This window comes from Streptomyces sp. H39-C1 (assembly GCF_027158125.1).
In the GTDB taxonomy this organism is placed as follows: domain Bacteria; phylum Actinomycetota; class Actinomycetes; order Streptomycetales; family Streptomycetaceae; genus Actinacidiphila; species Actinacidiphila fildesensis.
The window spans coordinates 51,030-67,496 of the sequence record NZ_JAPVLS010000054.1 but is presented as its reverse complement, the minus strand read 5'-3'; the positions used below and the strand labels follow the sequence as shown (position 1 = coordinate 67,496).

The 16,467-nt window shown below is 71.7% G+C and carries 15 protein-coding genes and 1 pseudogene; 10 read left to right on the top strand and 6 right to left on the bottom strand.

The features are described from left to right. Window positions 1-307, top strand: a pseudogene (locus O3W51_RS30385) (hypothetical protein); the annotation flags it as partial. Here the strand turns inward: O3W51_RS30385 and O3W51_RS30380 are convergent. Next, window positions 294-818, bottom strand: a complete 525-nt coding sequence (locus O3W51_RS30380; protein ID WP_138358956.1) for a DinB family protein — start codon at window positions 816-818, stop codon at window positions 294-296. The pseudogene O3W51_RS30385 and the gene O3W51_RS30380 overlap by 14 nt on opposite strands. Before the next feature lie 110 nt (window positions 819-928). On the opposite strand from O3W51_RS30380, the gene O3W51_RS30375 reads away from it, so the two are divergent. The 3 genes from O3W51_RS30375 (at window position 929) to O3W51_RS30365 (ending at window position 2,702) form a co-directional block, all read left to right on the top strand. Beyond that, window positions 929-1,426, top strand: coding sequence for a phosphatase domain-containing protein (locus O3W51_RS30375; protein ID WP_138358958.1), 498 nt, complete (start codon window positions 929-931; stop codon window positions 1,424-1,426). A gap of 106 nt (window positions 1,427-1,532) precedes the next feature. Next, window positions 1,533-2,459: a helix-turn-helix domain-containing protein gene (locus O3W51_RS30370; protein ID WP_269287792.1), complete on the top strand. Its 927-nt coding sequence runs from the start codon at window positions 1,533-1,535 to the stop codon at window positions 2,457-2,459. Between the two features lie 6 nt (window positions 2,460-2,465). Further along, window positions 2,466-2,702 (top strand): DUF1049 domain-containing protein, encoded by a 237-nt coding sequence (locus O3W51_RS30365; RefSeq protein ID WP_138358962.1) that lies wholly within the window; start codon window positions 2,466-2,468, stop codon window positions 2,700-2,702. A gap of 40 nt (window positions 2,703-2,742) precedes the next feature. Here O3W51_RS30365 and O3W51_RS30360 read toward each other — a convergent pair whose 3' ends face one another. After that, window positions 2,743-3,240, bottom strand: coding sequence for a GNAT family N-acetyltransferase (locus O3W51_RS30360; RefSeq protein WP_138358964.1), 498 nt, complete (start codon window positions 3,238-3,240; stop codon window positions 2,743-2,745). Between the two features lie 122 nt (window positions 3,241-3,362). Here O3W51_RS30360 and O3W51_RS30355 point away from each other — a divergent pair, with 122 nt between their 5' ends. After that, a complete protein-coding gene (locus tag O3W51_RS30355) occupies window positions 3,363-4,160 on the top strand; it encodes an exodeoxyribonuclease III (RefSeq protein WP_138358966.1) in 798 nt (265 codons plus the stop codon). 78 nt (window positions 4,161-4,238) lie between these two features. On the opposite strand, the gene O3W51_RS30350 is transcribed toward O3W51_RS30355, so the two are convergent. Next, the gene (locus O3W51_RS30350; RefSeq protein WP_138358968.1) at window positions 4,239-5,303 is read right to left on the bottom strand and encodes an ATP-dependent DNA ligase; all 1,065 of its coding nucleotides are present in this window, start codon (window positions 5,301-5,303) and stop codon (window positions 4,239-4,241) included. A gap of 105 nt (window positions 5,304-5,408) precedes the next feature. Between O3W51_RS30350 and ligD the strand changes: the two genes are divergently transcribed. Continuing rightward, on the top strand, window positions 5,409-6,413 hold the full coding sequence (gene ligD / locus O3W51_RS30345) for a non-homologous end-joining DNA ligase (RefSeq protein ID WP_138358970.1): 1,005 nt from the start codon (window positions 5,409-5,411) through the stop codon (window positions 6,411-6,413). 51 nt (window positions 6,414-6,464) lie between these two features. On the opposite strand, the gene O3W51_RS30340 is transcribed toward ligD, so the two are convergent. Together O3W51_RS30340 and O3W51_RS30335 are read right to left on the bottom strand one after the other, a co-directional pair. Beyond that, the gene (locus tag O3W51_RS30340; protein ID WP_138358972.1) at window positions 6,465-6,944 is read right to left on the bottom strand and encodes a macro domain-containing protein; all 480 of its coding nucleotides are present in this window, start codon (window positions 6,942-6,944) and stop codon (window positions 6,465-6,467) included. Between the two features lie 76 nt (window positions 6,945-7,020). Continuing rightward, window positions 7,021-11,220, bottom strand: a complete 4,200-nt coding sequence (locus tag O3W51_RS30335) for a S8 family serine peptidase (protein WP_269287791.1) — start codon at window positions 11,218-11,220, stop codon at window positions 7,021-7,023. 91 nt (window positions 11,221-11,311) lie between these two features. On the opposite strand from O3W51_RS30335, the gene O3W51_RS30330 reads away from it, so the two are divergent. Next, a complete protein-coding gene (locus tag O3W51_RS30330; RefSeq protein ID WP_198359525.1) occupies window positions 11,312-12,274 on the top strand; it encodes a helix-turn-helix domain-containing protein in 963 nt (320 codons plus the stop codon). A 16-nt stretch (window positions 12,275-12,290) separates the two neighbouring features. Here O3W51_RS30330 and O3W51_RS30325 read toward each other — a convergent pair whose 3' ends face one another. After that, a complete protein-coding gene (locus O3W51_RS30325) occupies window positions 12,291-13,325 on the bottom strand; it encodes an alpha/beta hydrolase (protein WP_138358978.1) in 1,035 nt (344 codons plus the stop codon). Window positions 13,326-13,668: 343 nt separating this feature from the next. On the opposite strand from O3W51_RS30325, the gene O3W51_RS30320 reads away from it, so the two are divergent. The 3 genes from O3W51_RS30320 (at window position 13,669) to O3W51_RS30310 (ending at window position 16,409) form a co-directional block, all read left to right on the top strand. After that, window positions 13,669-13,872: a cold-shock protein gene (locus tag O3W51_RS30320; RefSeq protein ID WP_069779708.1), complete on the top strand. Its 204-nt coding sequence runs from the start codon at window positions 13,669-13,671 to the stop codon at window positions 13,870-13,872. Between the two features lie 157 nt (window positions 13,873-14,029). Continuing rightward, window positions 14,030-15,442 (top strand): DEAD/DEAH box helicase, encoded by a 1,413-nt coding sequence (locus tag O3W51_RS30315; protein ID WP_232486282.1) that lies wholly within the window; start codon window positions 14,030-14,032, stop codon window positions 15,440-15,442. 43 nt (window positions 15,443-15,485) lie between these two features. After that, window positions 15,486-16,409: a LysR family transcriptional regulator gene (locus O3W51_RS30310; RefSeq protein WP_269287789.1), complete on the top strand. Its 924-nt coding sequence runs from the start codon at window positions 15,486-15,488 to the stop codon at window positions 16,407-16,409. Window positions 16,410-16,467 lie beyond the last annotated feature (58 nt).

The window sequence follows — 16,467 nt, the reverse complement described above, 5'->3', positions numbered from 1 at the left end:
CTCCTACTACTGGTACGCCCTGCTGGTGATCGCGCTGGTCGCCCTCGACGGCCGCTGGGAATGGCTCGCCGTCCCCCTCGCGGGCACCGTGCTCTACATCGGCAACGCCATGGGAGCCCACGGCAGTTGGCTCCAGTCCTGGTCCTACGGGACCGCAGCGGTGACGGTGCTGGCCGGGGCGGCGCTGCGGGCCCGCGCGGCGGGGCGGGGGAGCGGGCGTCGCGCCCCGTCCCTGCCGGGGCAGGCCGGGGCGGATGCGTTCGAGGCCGAGCCGGCCGAAGCCGGCGCCGGGGTCACTCCCCGGTGACGCCGTCCGTCAGTTCGCGCAGGAGGTCGGCGTGGCCGTTGTGCCGTGCGTACTCCTCGATCATGTGGACGTAGACCCACCGCAGATCGATCGGTTCACCGCGGCGCGGGTGGGCGAACGTCTCGTCGAGCGAACGGCCCGCGGCGGCCCGGTCCGCGAGTTCGCACTCGGTCGCGAACACCGCGAAGTCGGCCTCGGCGGCGGCGCCGTCGGCGCGGTCGAAGTCACCGTCCGGATCGTCGTCGGGACAGTAGAGGACGCCGAGGTCCGACCGGCCGTCGAAATTCGTCCGGAACCACCAGCGTTCCACTTCCGCCATGTGCCGGACGAGCCCGAGCAGCGACAGCGCCGACGGCTTCGCCGGGCGCAGCGCCAGCTGCTCGCCGGTGAGCCCGGCGCACTTCGTGAGGAGGGTCGCGCGGTGATAGGTGAGCCAGCTCTCCAGCGAGGCGCGCTCATCGGCGACCATGGGGGGATCGGTACGCGGTACTTCGGGTGCGGTCCAAGTCATCCGCACATGATGACGGCGGGAGGCGCCGTCCGCACCCCGTTATCGCTCCTTGACCTGCTCGGAGGGGGTCGGAGCCGGTTCTCGGCGCTATCCTCCGCGCGGAGGTAAAAGTGAACGATGAACTAAATCCGAGCCGTCCGCTGGCGGTCTTCGACCTGGACGGCACCCTCTGCGACACCCGGCACCGGCTGATCCACCTGGAGCGGCAGCCGAAGGACTGGGCCGCCTTCTTCGCGGCCGCGGTGGACGACCCCCCGCTCGCGGAGGGCGTGGCACTGGCGCTGGAAACCGCCGTCGCATGCGATATCGAGTACGTCACCGGCCGGCCGGAACGCTGCCGCCGTGACACGGCGGCCTGGCTCGAACGCCATGGGCTGCCGCCGGGCCGGGTGTGGATGCGGACCGACAACGACCGCCGGCCGGCCCGCGTCACCAAGCTGGAACTCCTGCGGCGGCTGGCGCGCAAGGGCGAGATCCGCCTGGTCGTCGACGACGACAAGCAGGTCTGCGACGCGTACAAGGGCGCCGGATTCACCGTACGGCGGGCCCGCTGGATGGAGTCCGCACCGTTGCTGGAGCAGGCCCAGGACGGCGAAGGGCGCACCTGACGGAGCCGGCCGCGGGGCCGGAGCGGCGCCTCCCCCCACCCCCGCGGCTCTGCCTGCTACTGGCAGGGACAGGCTCCGAACGCGCGGGCGGGGGAGACTGATCCGTATGGACACTCCCGCGGAACTCGGCGAATTCCTGCGCACCCGCCGCGCCCGGCTGCGGCCGGAGGACGTCGGACTGATCTCCTACGGCGCCCGGCGCCGGGTACCGGGCCTGCGCCGCGAAGAGCTGTCGCAGCTCGCCGGCGTGAGCGTCGCGTACTACACCCGGCTGGAACAGGGACAGAGCAACAACGCCTCGGAAGGGGTGCTCGACGCCCTCGCCGCCGCGCTGCGCCTCACCGAGGACGAGCACACGCACCTGCGCAATCTGGCCCGCCCCGGCCGCACCAAGCGCCGCCCGGCCGAGCGTCCCGACAGCGCCAGGCCGGGGACGCGGCAGCTGATCGCGGCGATGAGTGATGTGCCCGTCGTCGTCGTGGACCGGCGGTTCGAGGTGCTGGCGTGGAATCCGCTGGGACACGCGCTGACCGCGGGGCACCTGGACGCGCGGAGCCCCGAGCGCCCCGCCGACCGCCCCAACCTGCAGCGGCTGCTCTTCCTCGACCCGCACACCCGCGAGCTGTACCCGCGCTGGGACGAGGAGGCACGGCGCGCGGTCGCCTCGCTGCGGCTGGCAGCCGGGCAGTACTCCGAGGACCGGCGGCTGGCCGAGCTGATCGGCGAATTGTCGATGAAGAGCCCCGAGTTCGCCGCCCTGTGGTCACGCCACCCGGTGAACAGCTGCACCTACGGTGCGAAGGCGTTCCACCACCCGACGATCGGCCCGCTCGAGCTCTCCTTCGAGATGCTGCAGGTCCCGGACGACTCGGGGCACCGGATGCTGATGTACAGCGCCGAGCCGGGTTCCTCCTCCGAGGCGGCGCTGCGCCTGCTCGGCACCGTCACTCGAACGGAGCAGCCGACCGCCCCCCGGGACCCGAAGACCGCGATGCTGAACACAGGGGGTGACAGTCGACCGGAAAGCAGGTGACCCACGGTGAGTGCCGACAAGTCGACGTCCAGCAGGAAGTCCGGCCGGGAGTTGGTCACGCCGGGCCGGATCGTGGTCGCCGCACTGGCGGTGCTCGGCCTCGTGTTCATCTTCGAGAACACCCGGCAGGTCAAGATCCGGCTGATCGTTCCCGAGGTGACGATGCCGCTGTGGCTCGCCCTGCTCGCGATGGCCGTCATCGGCGGAATCTGCGGCGCCTACTTCTCCCGCCGCAAGAAGTGATCCGGGGGACGGGAGCGGCTCAGGACGACCGGGGACCGGCTCAGGCCCCGTCGGCCGACGTACGCCCCTGGAGCGTCTTGCCGAGGCACACGCTGAGCTCCTCGTACCGGTAGAGCCCGAACTTCGTGACCGGGGTGTATCCGCACGACTCGTACAGCGCGATGGCCTCCGGCTGCTTCGTACCGGTCTCCAGGACCATCCGGGACCGCCCGGCCGCCGCCGCGCTCGCCTCCAGCTCGGCGAGTATCCGCCGCGCCAGCCCCCGGCCCCGGGCCTCGTCCACCACGTACATCCGCTTGAGCTCGGCGTCGCCGTCCGAGTGCCCTTCCGGGGACTCGTCCTGCGCCCGCCAGCCGCCGCTGGCGACCGCCTCCCCGTCCACGTACCCCACCAGGTACAGGCCCCGGGGCGGGTCGAACTGGGCGGCGTCCATCGGGGTCAGATCGCCGTCGCCGTACCGCTCGACGTACTCCAGCTGCACCCGGTCGTTGAGCTTCACCGCGTCGGGGTGGTCGTAGCGCCTGATTCGAATCTCCACCACGGCATCGTACGTGCGTACGCCTGCGGGCCCGCCCCGTGCCCGCCGCCCCGTGCCCGATCCGCGCACGTCACGGTCGCGTAGGCTGCCCTGCGCCGATATCCGCAATACGGGAGCATGCTGTGCTGACTGTGACGACCGTGAATGTCAACGGGCTCCGCGCCGCCGCCAAGAAAGGGTTCCTGCCCTGGCTGGCGGCCACCACCGCCGACGTGGTCTGTCTGCAGGAAGTACGTGCCGAGGCCGACCAGCTCCCGGACGAGGTCCGCGAGCCGGACGGCTGGTCCGCCTTCCACGCCCCGGCCGCCGCCAAGGGCCGTGCCGGTGTCTCGATCTACAGCCGCAGCGAGCCCACCCGCGTCCAGATCGGCTTCGGCTCCGCCGAATTCGACAGCTCGGGCCGTTACCTCGAGATCGATCTCCCGGGGATCACCGTCGCCAGCCTCTATCTGCCCTCCGGTGAGGTCGGCACCGAGCGCCAGACGGAGAAGGAGCGGTTCATGGCCGAATTCTTCGTCCATCTCTCGGAGCTCCGGACCCGTGCCGCCGCCGAGGGCCGGGAAGTGCTCGTCTGCGGCGACTGGAACATCGCCCACCGCGAGGCCGACCTCAAGAACTGGAAGGCCAACCAGAAGAGCTCCGGCTTCCTCCCCGAGGAACGCGCCTGGCTCAGCAAGGTCTTCGAGCAGGGCGGCTACACCGACGTGGTCCGCCGGCTCCACCCCGAGGCCACCGGCCCCTACTCCTGGTGGTCCTACCGCGGCCGGGCCTTCGACAACGACGCGGGCTGGCGGATCGACTACCACGTCTCCACCGCGGGCCTCGCGGAAAAGGCCACGTCAGCCGTGGTGGAGCGGGCCGAGACGCACCCCGAGCGCTGGAGCGACCACGCGCCCGTGACGGTGGTCTTCGACCACTGAGCTTCGACCACCGAGCTCCGACCACCGAGCTCCGACCACTGAGCTCCGACCACTGAGCGGATCAGCCGGCCTGTCGGGTCAGCCGGACGCCAGGACGCTCGCGAGGTCGTAGCGGACCGGCTCGTCGAGCTGGGCGTACGTACAGCTGTCGGGATCCCGGTCCGGACGCCAGCGGCGGAACTGCGTCGTGTGCCGGAAGCGGTCGCCCTGCATGTGGTCGTAGGCGACCTCGCACACCCGCTCGGGCCGCAGCGGTGTCCACTCCAGGTTCTTGGCGCCGCTCCACCGGCTGGGAGCGCCCGGCATCCGGTCGGTCGCGTGCGCCTCCTGGTCCTTCCACGCCGCCCAGGGGTGCTCGTCCGGATCGGCCATCCGCAGCGGGGCCAGCTCCGCCATCAGCTCCTCGCGGCGGCGCATGGGGAAGGACGCGCACGCGCCCACGTGCTGCAGCCGGCCGTCCGTGTCGTAGAGCCCGAGCAGGAGCGAGCCGATGACGGGCCCGCTCTTGTGCTCGCGGTAACCGGCCAGGACGCAGTCGGCGGTGCGCTCGTGCTTGACCTTCACCATCAGCCGCTGGTCCGGGCGGTAGAGCAGCTCCGGCGACTTGGCCACGATGCCGTCGAGGCCGGCGCCCTCGAAGCGGCTGAACCACTCCTCGGCCACCGCCAGGTCCATCGTCACCGGGGCGACGTGCACAGGCGCGGTCACCCCCGCCAGGGCCTCCTCCAGGGCGGTACGGCGCTCCCGCAGCGGGGTGTCCAGCAGTGCGCTGTCGCCGAGGGCGAGCAGGTCGAAGGCGACGAAGGAGGCGGGGGTGCGTTCGGCGAGCAGCCGGATCCGTGACTCGGCGGGATGGATGCGCTCCTGCAGGGCGTCGAAGTCCAGCCGGTCGCCGGAGACGATGATGATCTCGCCGTCCACGACGCAGCGGTCCGGCAGCTGCTCCAGCAGCACGCTCGCCAGCTCGGGGAAGTACCGGGTGAGCGGTTTGCCGTTGCGGCTGCCGATCACGATCTCGGGACCGTCGCGGTGCACGATCGCGCGGAATCCGTCCCACTTGGCCTCGTACTGCATCCCGGCCGGAATGCGCGCTGCCGCCTTCGCCAGCATCGGCTTGACCGGCGGCATCACGGGAAGCTCCATGGTCCGAGTGTGCGGCCGCCCACGCCCCGGCGCCTCTCCGGCCACCGCGCGGGCGCCGTGCCGGCCCCGGAGGCGCGCGCCCGGAAGCGGTCCTAGCGTGGAGGCATGGCAGAAGCGCTGGAGCTGCGGATCGGCGAGCGGACGGTGCGGCTGACGCACCCGGACAAGGTGTACTTCCCCGAGCGGAACCTCACCAAGCTGGACCTCGCCAACTACTACCTGGCCGTCGGCGAGGGCGCCCTGCGGGCGCTGCGCGACCGCCCGACGACGCTGCAGCGCTTCCCCGAGGGCATCGCCGGGGAGTCGTTCTTCCAGAAGCGCGCCCCGAAGGACCTCCCCGACTGGACCCCGACCGCCCGTATCGCCTTCCCCAGCGGACGCTTCGCCGACGAGACCTGCCCGACGGAGGTCGGCGCACTGCTCTGGGCCGCCAACCGCGGCTGTCTGACCTTCCACCCGTGGCCCGTGCGCCGCGCGGACACCGATCACCCCGACGAACTGCGCATCGACCTCGACCCGCAGCCGGGCACCGACTACGCCGACGCGGTGCGCGCCGCGCACGAGCTCCGCGATGTGCTGGAGGGGATGGGCCTGCGCGGCTGGCCCAAGACCTCCGGCGGGCGCGGCATGCACGTCTTCATCCCGATCGCCCCTCGGTGGACCTTCGTCGAGGTCCGCCGGGCGACCATCGCCATCGCGCGCGAGCTGGAGCGCCGGATGCCGGAGCAGGTCACCACCGCGTGGTGGAAGGAGGAGCGCGGCGAGAAGATCTTCGTCGACTACAACCAGATGGCCCGCGACCGCACGATCGCCTCCGCCTACTCCGTCCGCCCCTTCCCGCACGCGCCGGTCTCCGCGCCACTGCTCTGGGACGAACTGGACACCGCCGTGCCGCGGGACTTCGACCTCGTCTCGATGCCGGCCCGCTACGCGGAGGTCGGTGACCTCCACGCGGACATGGACGACCACGCCTTCGACATCACCCCCGCCCTGGACCTCGCCGCCCGAGACGAACGGGACCACGGCGCGGGCGACCTCCCCTACCCGCCCGAGCACCCGAAAATGGCCGGCGAACCGAAACGGGTACAGCCGAGCCGCGCCAAACACTGAGCCGCGGGCGCCGAGCTCCCGATACGGCGCTCAGTGCTCCCGATACGGCGCTCAGTCGTGGTCGTACACCGTCACCGCGACCCCGCGGTCCGCGAGCCGCGCCTGGACCAGCGGTTCCACCCGCTCCCAACGCCCGCCCGCCAGCCCGCAGCCGATCCGCGGCATATGAACCGAGGCCCCGAGCCCGGCCGCCTCGCCGGCGAGTTTCTCCAGCGCCGCGTCGATGGCCTCATAGCGCACCGGAACACCCTTGCTGCCGGTGCGCATCCCGCGCTGGCCCACCATGTTGGCGACCCACACCAGCCGGTCGACCTGCACCAGCTGCACGGCTCCGAGCCCGAAGTCGTTGGCCGCGCGCTCCCGGTGCCAGCGCCGGTACTGGCGCTCCGGCTCCGGCCAGCGCCGTGAGACGGCCAGCACGAAACCCTTGCCCCAACCGCCCAGGTCGTTGCAGATATGCGCGATCACCTTGGGCCCCTTGCCCAGCGGCGTTGTCGCGTCTCCCCGTACGTACTCGATCCCCGTCCCCATACCGATCACCGTAGGCGATGCCTCCGACAACGGGCCGTGGTGCTCAGTTGTGGTGCTCCTTCGTGCGGGTCGGGGGTCAGCGGTGGAGGTTGAGGCGGTGGACGCCGCCGTCGGTGGTGCCGACGTAGAGCGTGCGGCCGTCGGGGGTCGCGGCCAGATGCGTGGTGTCGGTGTTCTGCAGGCCGGTGGAGATGTTGTGCCAGCTCAGACCGTGGTCGGTGCTGCGCAGTACGCCGCGGCCGCCCTGCAGGAGGCCACTGGCCCCGGAGCGGTTGGTGGCCGCGTAGAGCGTGTCGCCGACCCGCAGCAGGTCGGAGACGTGGATCGCGAGGGCGCCGGTGTCCGCGGTGCGGAAGGTGCGGCCGCCGTCGGTGCTGACGCGGACGTTCTCGCCGCCGATGACGAGCCGCTTCCCGTCGAGGTCGATCGCGGTCACCGGGCCGTCGGCGACCTTGGTGACGGTGACCCCGCCGTCGTCCGACCGGTACAGCCCGGCGGAGTTGCCGAGCCACAGCCGCAGCGGATTGGCGGGATCGCCCACGATGGTGTCGAAGGAACGCTCGTGGAAGAGGTTCTTCCACGTCGCGCCGCCGTCAGTGGTGGCGAACAGCCCCTGGCCCAGCAGGCTCCGGAAGCTGACCATCACCCGCTTCGGGTCGGCGGGGTCGACCAGGAGCGCGGTCGGCACCTCCGACGACGTGCCGCGCACCTCCCAGGTGGCGCCCGCGTCGGCGCTGCGCTCGACGACGAACGTTCCGACCGCGGTGCGCCGGACCTTCCAGATCACGTTCGGCTCCTTGGCCGAGAGCGCGAGCTGCGAGACCCTGACGCCGACCCTGCCCTCGCCGCCGGACTGGCCCCATTCGGGGCTCGCGACGGGAAGAGCGGTGCGGTAGATCGCGCTGTCGGTGGCGGCGAGCAGATGGCCGCCGGTGATCGCGAGATCGTTGACGGTCAGTCCCTGGACGCCGATCCGCCGGTATCCGGTGCCGTTCGCGGCACCCCGGTAGAGGCCGTCCTGCTCCATGGAGACGGTGACGGATCCGTCACTCCAGCGGTCGTAGTCCATCGGTACCGCCGCGCGCGCCGGCGCCGCGACCGTGGTCCACGTCCGTCCCTGGTCGTGGCTGAGCCGGCCGCTGCCGGTCAGCGTGCTCAGGTACAGGTCGCCGCCCGAGACGGTCAGGCCGAGACCGCCGAGCGGCATGGGCAGCAGGGTGGACCAGGTCTTCCCGCCGTCGTGGGAACCGACGACTCCGGTGCCCAGGACGTACACCGCCACGACCGAGGAGTCGGCGGCCAGCCCGCCGACGTTCTTGTTGACCGCGTCGAACAGCCGGCGTGCCGCGCCGGGGTTGCCCGAGCCGATGCCGGAACGGGTCCAGACGCCGCGGGGCGTCGTCATGTAGAGGGTGTCACCGGTGACGGTGGCGCCGGTGATGTCGCCGGTGACGCCGGTCGGGTACGTGGTCCAGTGCTCGCCCGCGTCGGTGCTGACCAGCAGTGAGCCGGAGGCGACCGCGACCAGCGTGCGGGTCTGCTCATCGGCGGTGAACGCCGTGATGCGGGCGTCAGGGACACCGAGCTTGCGCCAGGTCCGCCCGTTGTCATCGGTGCGCAGGATGGCGCCCTGGCGGCTGAAGTCGTGAACGCTGTTCACGGCGTACCACCAGCGGTCGGGATTCTTCGCGTCGACCAGGAGCGGTCCGGTGCCGTCCGCGACCGGCAGCCGGCTCAACTGGCGCCAGGTGGCGCCGTTGTCGGTGGTCAGCCAGGGAGCGGCCTTCTGGTACTGGGTGAGCACGGCCTGTCCCGGCCGGTTCGGCGAGAGGGCGACCCAGCCGGCCTCGCTGTTGGGACCGACCGGCTCCCAGCGGTTCTTGCGGGTGTCGACCGGGGTCACCTCGAAGGCGCTGGAGCCGATGAGGCGCTGCCCGGAGCCGGCGGTGCCGCGCACCGAGACCCGGTAGGCGCCGGCCACGCTGCCGGTCACCTCGGCCTGGTAGTAGCCGGTGGCGGGGTCGAGGTGGGAGGTGACGTCGAAGGCCTTGCCGCGCGGCGGAGTGACGGTGACGACCGGCGGTGCGGCCAGCCGGGTCGGCGGGGCGATGTGCACGGTCGAGTGACCGTCGCTCGGGTCGGGCGCGGCCTGGACGGCCAGGTACCGGACGGCGAGCAGATAGGGCACCCCGATCGCCGGTCCCCGGTCCGGGGTCGCCGTGAGGCGGCCGCTGATCTCGGTGTTGCCGGACGGGCGGTCGACGCGCAGCGAGACCGTGACGGTCGCGGTCCCCCTGGCCGGTACGGTGACCCGCTGCGGCGAGACCGTGGCCGGCCCGTCGGTCCTGAGCATGGTCGTGACCGGCCGGTTGCCGGAGTTCCGCAGCGTCACCTTCGCGGTGCCGCCGACGTCACGCCGGGACAGATCGGCGAGTCCGAAGGACACGGACGCCGGTGAGGCGCTGACCGTGGCCGAGGCGGCCGCGGCCACATCGAGCCGGCCCGAGCCCTGCGCCGTGGCTCCGCTGTCGCGCAGCGGCTTCGCGGTGCCGACCAGTGCGGCCTTCACCTCGGCGGGCGCCTGGCCCGGGTGCAGCTGGCGCAGCAGGGCCGCCGCGCCGGCGACGTGCGGGGTCGCCATCGACGTGCCCGACATGCGGTACTGGCCGGGCTTGTACAGCGACTTGGGGATGGTGGAACGGATCTCCACACCGGGCGCGACCAGATCGGGCTTGAGGCCGAAGCTCTGCGTGGGGCCGCGTGACGAGAACGAGGCGATCTGGTCGGTGGTGTCGGTGCCCTGCAGCGTCACCGAGACCTTCCCGGCGGCGAGCCGGGAGCTCAACTCCGTGTACTGGGTCGCGTCGATGCCCATGACCACCAGGTGGTCCATGCGCAACGAGTCACCGGAGGCGTCGATCCGCGCGGGCGAGGACGGCACCTGGACCACACCCGCTCCGGGCGTTCCGGCGGCGAACACCGGGCCGTCGTTGGTGGGCAGGCCGGCCAGCACGGCGAGCGCGCCGCGCTTCTCCGCTTCCTGCGCCCACTCCACGGCGCTGCCCGACAGGTCCTGGACGTCGGAGGCGACGAGGAACTGGGCCCGCACGATCTTCCCGCGGACGTCGCCGACCCGCTCCCAGTCCTCCGCGGTGCCCTCACCGACGTCGACGAGCTGCGCGGTGACGGGGCGCTGGGGCGGATTCGCGGACAGGATGCCGCGGTAGGTCTGGATCAACTCGGGCTTCTTGCCGGCCAGATACGCGCTGGGCAGCCGGAGATTGCTGGTCGACGCGCCGACCGAGATCACCCCGTCGGCCGTGCCGGGGCTGCTGACCGTACCCAGGCCCGGGCCGTCGTTGCCGGCCGCGGCCACCACGACCACACCGGCCCGTACGGCCGCGGTCGCGGCAAGGCCCAGCGGGTCGGTGCCGTCGCCGGGGCCGCCGAGGCTCATGTTGATGACATCGGCGCGGTGCGGGTTGGCCGGATCGGACGCCGCCTCGATACCGGCGATGATGTCCGACGTGTAGCCGGATCCTTCGGCGTCCATCACCTTGTAGGCCAGCAGGTTCGCGTCGGGCGCCACGCCGGTGATGCCGCCCTTCCCGGCGGCCTTCCCCGCGATGATGCCGGCGACGTGGGTGCCGTGGCCGTTGTCGTCCATCGGGTCCTCGTCACCGTTGACGAAGTCGTGCCCGCCGACGACCTTGTGGCCCTTGCCGAGTCCGCCGCCCAGATCGGGGTGGGTGTAGTCCACCCCGCTGTCCAGGATCGCGACGGTGGTCCCCTTGCCCGTGACGCGGCTGCCGGCGGCGTCCTTGCGCTGCCACACGTCAGGCGCGCCGATCAGCGGCACGCTCACGTCCGTCTTCGCCAGCACCCGGGTGTCGGGCAGGACGGCGGTGACGCCCGGCAGCTTCGCCAGCCGCGCCACCTCGGACCCCGGCACCGTCATCGCGACCGCGTCGATGAGCAGACCGAGCTTGCGGGTCGAGGAGGGGTGCAGCCCGGCGTTCTTCGCCGAGCCGAGGAAGGTCTCCTGCCGGGCGTCCAGCGCGCGGCGGGCGGCGCCGACGCCGGGGGCGGCCTCGGCGGACAGCAGCGAGCCACCGGGCGCGGCGGTGACCGCGGCGTTCCCGGACAGTTCGACGATCACTCGTTGCGACGGGTCGGGCGTGGACGCGGTGGCGGCACCCGGTATCGCCGCCAACGTGCCGGCGAGCACGACGGCGGCGAGACCGGCATGACGAGATCTTCGTGAGTTCATTGCCATACGTAAAGGTCCTAGTGGTATGGGCACTTGCCGCACAATGAATCTTCGTGGCCCATTGCTGCCGCTGGCACAACTGGGCCACCATCCGTTCATGACTCCCGAGACGCCGGAACTGACGGCGGCAGGCATCGATCCGTTCGACGAGAGCGTCTACCGCGCCGTCCTGACCCGGCGTACGGCGGCGCCGGCCGAACTCGCCGCTGACCTCGGCTGTTCGGCCGAGCGGGTCGCCAGAGCGCTGGACCGGCTCCGCGACCACGGGCTGGTCGGCCGGCTCGCCGGCGCCCGTCGCCGGTACGCCGCGATCGAGCCGGGGGCCGCGGTCGAGGCGCTGGTGCGGGCCAGGAGCAACGACCTGGAACGGGTCCGCTCGGCCGCCGCCGAGCTGTCCCGGCTCTTCGCCGCCGCGCGCACCGGCGCGACCGACGAGGACGAGGTGGAGATCACCACCGGCAGCGAGGCCCTCGGCCGCTGGTTCGTCCGCCTCCAACAGGAGGCCCGCGAGGACGTCATGACGCTGGACCGGCCGCCGTACGCCCTGACCACCTCCAACCCGGTGGAGGCCACGGCGCTCGGCCGCGGTGTCCGGTACCGCGCGGTCTACGCCCCCGAGGCGCTGGAGTGGCCGGGCGTCCTCGACGACATCCGCGAGCTGGTCCGGCACGGTGAACAGGCCCGGGTCCTGCCCGGCCTGCGCATCAAACTCGCCATCGCGGACCGCAGGCTCGCCCTGATGCCGCTCTCCCTCGACCTGAACGACGTCCGCGCCGCGGTGATCCGGCCGTCCACCCTGCTCGACGCCCTCACCGACTACTGGGAGATGTGCTGGAAGCAGGCCCTGCCCCTCAACGCCCCCGCCGACGACCCCCTCGACGAGGAGGACCGGCTGGTCCTGACCCTCCTGGTGAGCGGTCTCAAGGACGAGGCGATAGCCCGGCAGCTCGGCTGGTCCGTCCGCACCATGCGCCGCCGCATCAGCCGTCTCCACGACCTCCTGGGCGCCGCCAACCGCTTCCAGGCCGGCGCGATAGCCGCCCGCCGCGGCTGGCTGTGAGGGTGCGCCGTCCGTCCTAGGCTGTCGGGCCGGCGAGTTTGCCGGTGAACCAGGTCAGGGCGCGGGGGATGAGCTTCTTGAAGTCGGAGGTGTAGTGCCGGCCGCCGGGGAGCTCGTAGTACTCGATCTTGACGGGGGCGACGGCCTTCTTCACCCAGGTCTTGACCAGGTTGGTCTCGTACGCCTCGCCGCTGCCCGCCGTGGCGAGGATGCTGACGTCGGCCCTGCCCTGCTTGACGAGGGTGTTGGGGCTGTTGGCGAGGCGGTCCGCCTCGTGACCCCTCCAGAGCCGGGAGTCCGGGTCGAAGTAGGCGTCCATCGGGATGGCGGCCTTGAAGACGTCGGGGTGCTGCAGGGCGAGTTTCGCGCTGCAGAAGCCGCCCGTGGAGGCGCCCATGACGCCCCAGCCGTCACGGCTGCGCAGAGTGCGGAAGTTCGCCTTCACGAAGTCGGGGACGTCCTTGGCCATCCAGGTGCCCATCCTGGGCTGGCCGGGGATGTCGCTGCAGTCCAGAGCGGCGTTCTCGTGGGAATTGAAGTTCTGGACCGGCATGATCATGATGAACGGATGGGCCTTGCCCTGCTTGCTCAGCTTGGCGTCGGCCTCCTGGATCGGGAGCTGGGGATCGGTCCAGGTGTTGTAGCCGTTGCTCTGGCCGCCCGCGTACATCATCACGACGGGGAAGCCGTAGGTCGCGTACTGGGGGTCGCTGTACTCCGGGGGCAGCCAGACCCAGACCTTCCCGGTGACGCCGGACTTCGCCCCGCGCACCGAGGTGACCATGATCGGGCCGGCCTTCGTCGACCGCGCCAGCTTCAGCTCCGCCTTCGGTCCGGTCGGCAGCAGCACCTTCGACGGCGTCGGCGCGGGGCCCGGCGTCCGCGGGCCGCCCTTGCCGTCGCCTTTCCCCGCGCCGGTCGAGAGGTGGTCGTTCGCCGGGGCGGATCCCCCGTCGCCGGAGGAGCCGCAGCCCGCGAGAGCGGCGAGCGCGAGCAGCACGGCGGCTACGGGCAGGACCAGGGGGCGGTGACGCCGGGGACGCGCATCCATCGTGGAAATGCTCCGAACGCGAGATCGAGGACGAAAGGCACCTTCTAGGAGAGCAGCTCGCACGCTTTGGTTCCCGCGCGACGCGCGCGCTGCGCGCGCGGTCTACGCGCGAGGCTTCCCGCGCCACTCCGAGGGACACCGTGGAAGCCCCCATACGGGCAGCAGCCGTGCTACCTTGATCCCAGTTGCAGTTTTGGTACCCATGAACTTTGTGTGCGCCTGACGGGATGTAACCCTCAGGCGCACTCTTGTTTTTACCGGTCATCTCCGGATGGGCACAATGCGGCGACGAGGAATCTGCGCAGTGCAGATTTCCGGCTCTGCACCTATTGAGGAGATTGACATGGCTTCTGGCACCGTGAAGTGGTTCAACGCGGAAAAGGGTTTCGGCTTCATCGAGCAGGACGGTGGCGGCGCTGACGTCTTCGCCCACTACTCGAACATCGCCACCCAGGGCTTCCGTGAGCTCCAGGAAGGCCAGAAGGTGACCTTCGACGTCACGCAGGGCCAGAAGGGCCCGCAGGCCGAGAACATCGTTCCCGCCTGACGTTTGACGCGCACCACGTAGTTGGGGCCCGCACCTGAGGGTGCGGGCCCCAATTCGTTTTTTCCGGTATTGCTTTGGCTCGTTTTTGCGATTCTTCGCCCGGTTTTCATTTTGCGGAGTCTTCCCGGACACGTGCCGTTCCGAGGAAGGCTTTCTTTTGTACCGCTCCTCAGGCTCCGTTCCCGCGCGCAATCGCCCGTCGTATTCCCGCAGCCAGTCCGCGCCGCGCCGCCGCCCCATGGCGACACCGGGTGAGTTCGCCCTCCCCGTCAGCACCACGCCGTCCCTTCCCCCGGTCGAGTCGTTCGCAGATCTGGACATGCCGTCCGAGCTGCTTGACACGCTCACCCACGAAGGGGTGACGGTCCCGTTCCCCATCCAGGGCGCGACGCTGCCGAACTCGCTGGCCGGCCGGGACCTGCTGGGCCGTGGACGCACCGGCTCCGGCAAGACCCTCGCCTTCGGCCTGGCGCTGCTCGCCCGTACCGCGGGGAAGCGCGCGGAGCCGCGGCAGCCGCTCGCCCTGGTGCTGGTGCCGACCCGTGAGCTGGCCCAGCAGGTCACCGACGCGCTCACCCCGTACGCCCGCTCGCTGCGGCTGCGGATGGCCACCGTCGTCGGCGGCATGTCGATCGGCCGCCAGGCCGGCGTGCTGCGCGGCGGCGCCGAGGTCGTCGTCGCGACACCCGGCCGGCTCAAGGACCTGATCGAACGCCGCGACTGCCGGCTCGACCACGTGGCCATCACGGTGCTCGACGAGGCCGACCAGATGGCGGACATGGGCTTCATGCCGCAGGTCACCGCCCTGCTGGCGCAGGTGCGCCCGGACGGTCAGCGGATGCTCTTCTCCGCCACGCTGGACCGCAACGTCGACCGGCTGGTGCGCCAGTTCCTGACCGATCCCGTCGTCCATTCGGTGGATCCCTCGGCCAACACGGTCACCACGATGGAGCACCACGTCCTGCACGTGGCCGGCGCGGACAAGCAGGCCACGACGCGGCGCATCGCGGCCCGCGAGGGCAGGGTGCTGATGTTTCTGGACACCAAGCACGCCGTCGACCTGCTGACCCGGGACCTGCTCGCCAGCGGTGTCCGGGCCGCCGCGCTGCACGGCGGCAAGTCGCAGCCGCAGCGCAACCGCACCCTGGACCAGTTCAAGAGCGGACATGTGACGGTCCTGGTCGCGACCAACGTCGCCGCCCGCGGCATCCACGTCGACAACCTGGACCTCGTCGTCAACGTGGACCCGCCCACCGACCACAAGGACTACCTGCACCGCGGCGGCCGTACCGCCCGTGCGGGTGAGTCCGGCAGCGTCGTCACACTGGTGCTGCCCAACCAGCGCCGCGAGATGGCGCGCCTGATGTCGCACGCCGGCATCACCCCGCAGACGACCCAGGTCAGCGCGGATGACGACGAGCTCGCCCGGATCACCGGCGCGCAGGAGCCCTCCGGGGTGCCGGTCGTCATCGCGGCGCCCCCGGCGGCCGAACGCGTGCGGCGCACCTCGTACGGCAGCCGCGGCCGCGGTGGCCGCCCCGCGCCGCGCCGGCGGCCCGCCGCCGCGTAGGTCCGCGTCCTGGTGGAGGCATCCGGCTGTTTAGGCTGCCTTCATGAAGGACTGGGATTTGAGGAAACTGCAGATCCTCCGGGCTCTGCAGGAGACCGGGACGGTCACGGCGGCGGCCGCCGCACTGCGGATGACGCCGTCGGCCGTCTCGCAGCAGCTGTCCGCGCTCTCCAAGCAGGCCGGCACCCCGGTGATCGAGGCACAGGGCCGGGGCGTCCGGCTGACCGGTGCCGCCCACGTCCTGCTGCGCCACGCCGACGTGGTCTTCGCCCAGCTGGAGCGCGCCGGAGCCGAGCTGGAGGGCTACACGCAGGGCGAGGCCGGCGAGGTCCGGGTCGGCGCCATCGCCACGGCCATCACCCGGCTGGTCGTCCCCGCGTCCCGGCTGCTGCGCCAGGACTTCCCGCGGATCACCCTGTCGGTCCGGCAGGCCGAGGCCGCCGAGGTCTACGAGCAGCTGGCGGGCGGCGACGTGGATCTCGCCGTGACGCTGGCGGTGCACGCGCCCTCGGCGCGGGACCCGCGCTTCCACCGGATCGTGCTGCTCACCGATCCGCTCGACGTGGCACTGCCCGCCGGCCACTCCTGGGCGGCGCGGCCGGGCCTGCGGCTGGCGAACCTGGCCCAGGAACCGTGGATCTTCGGCAGCAGCGGCCCCTGGCGGGAGATCACCCTCGCGGCCTGCGCCGACGCGGGATTCGTCCCGGAACAGGCGCACGCGGCGACCGACTGGTCGGCGATCCTCGCCATGGTCGCCGCGGACCTCGGGGTCGCCCTGGTACCCCGGATGGCGACGGTGGGGGAGCGGCAGCACGTCGCGATCCGCCCGCTCGACGCCGACCGGCCACGCCGCCACGTGGTGGGCGTGGTGCGCAGCGGATCCGAGGACGGGCCGCTGCTGCGGCGGGTGATCCGGGTGCTGCGGCAGGTGGCGGAGGAGCCCGCGGTGCCCGTGGACGCCGGCTAGAAACGTTCAGTTGAACTGAAAGTATGGTTCAGAAACTTTCGATGGACGTGAACGGTGT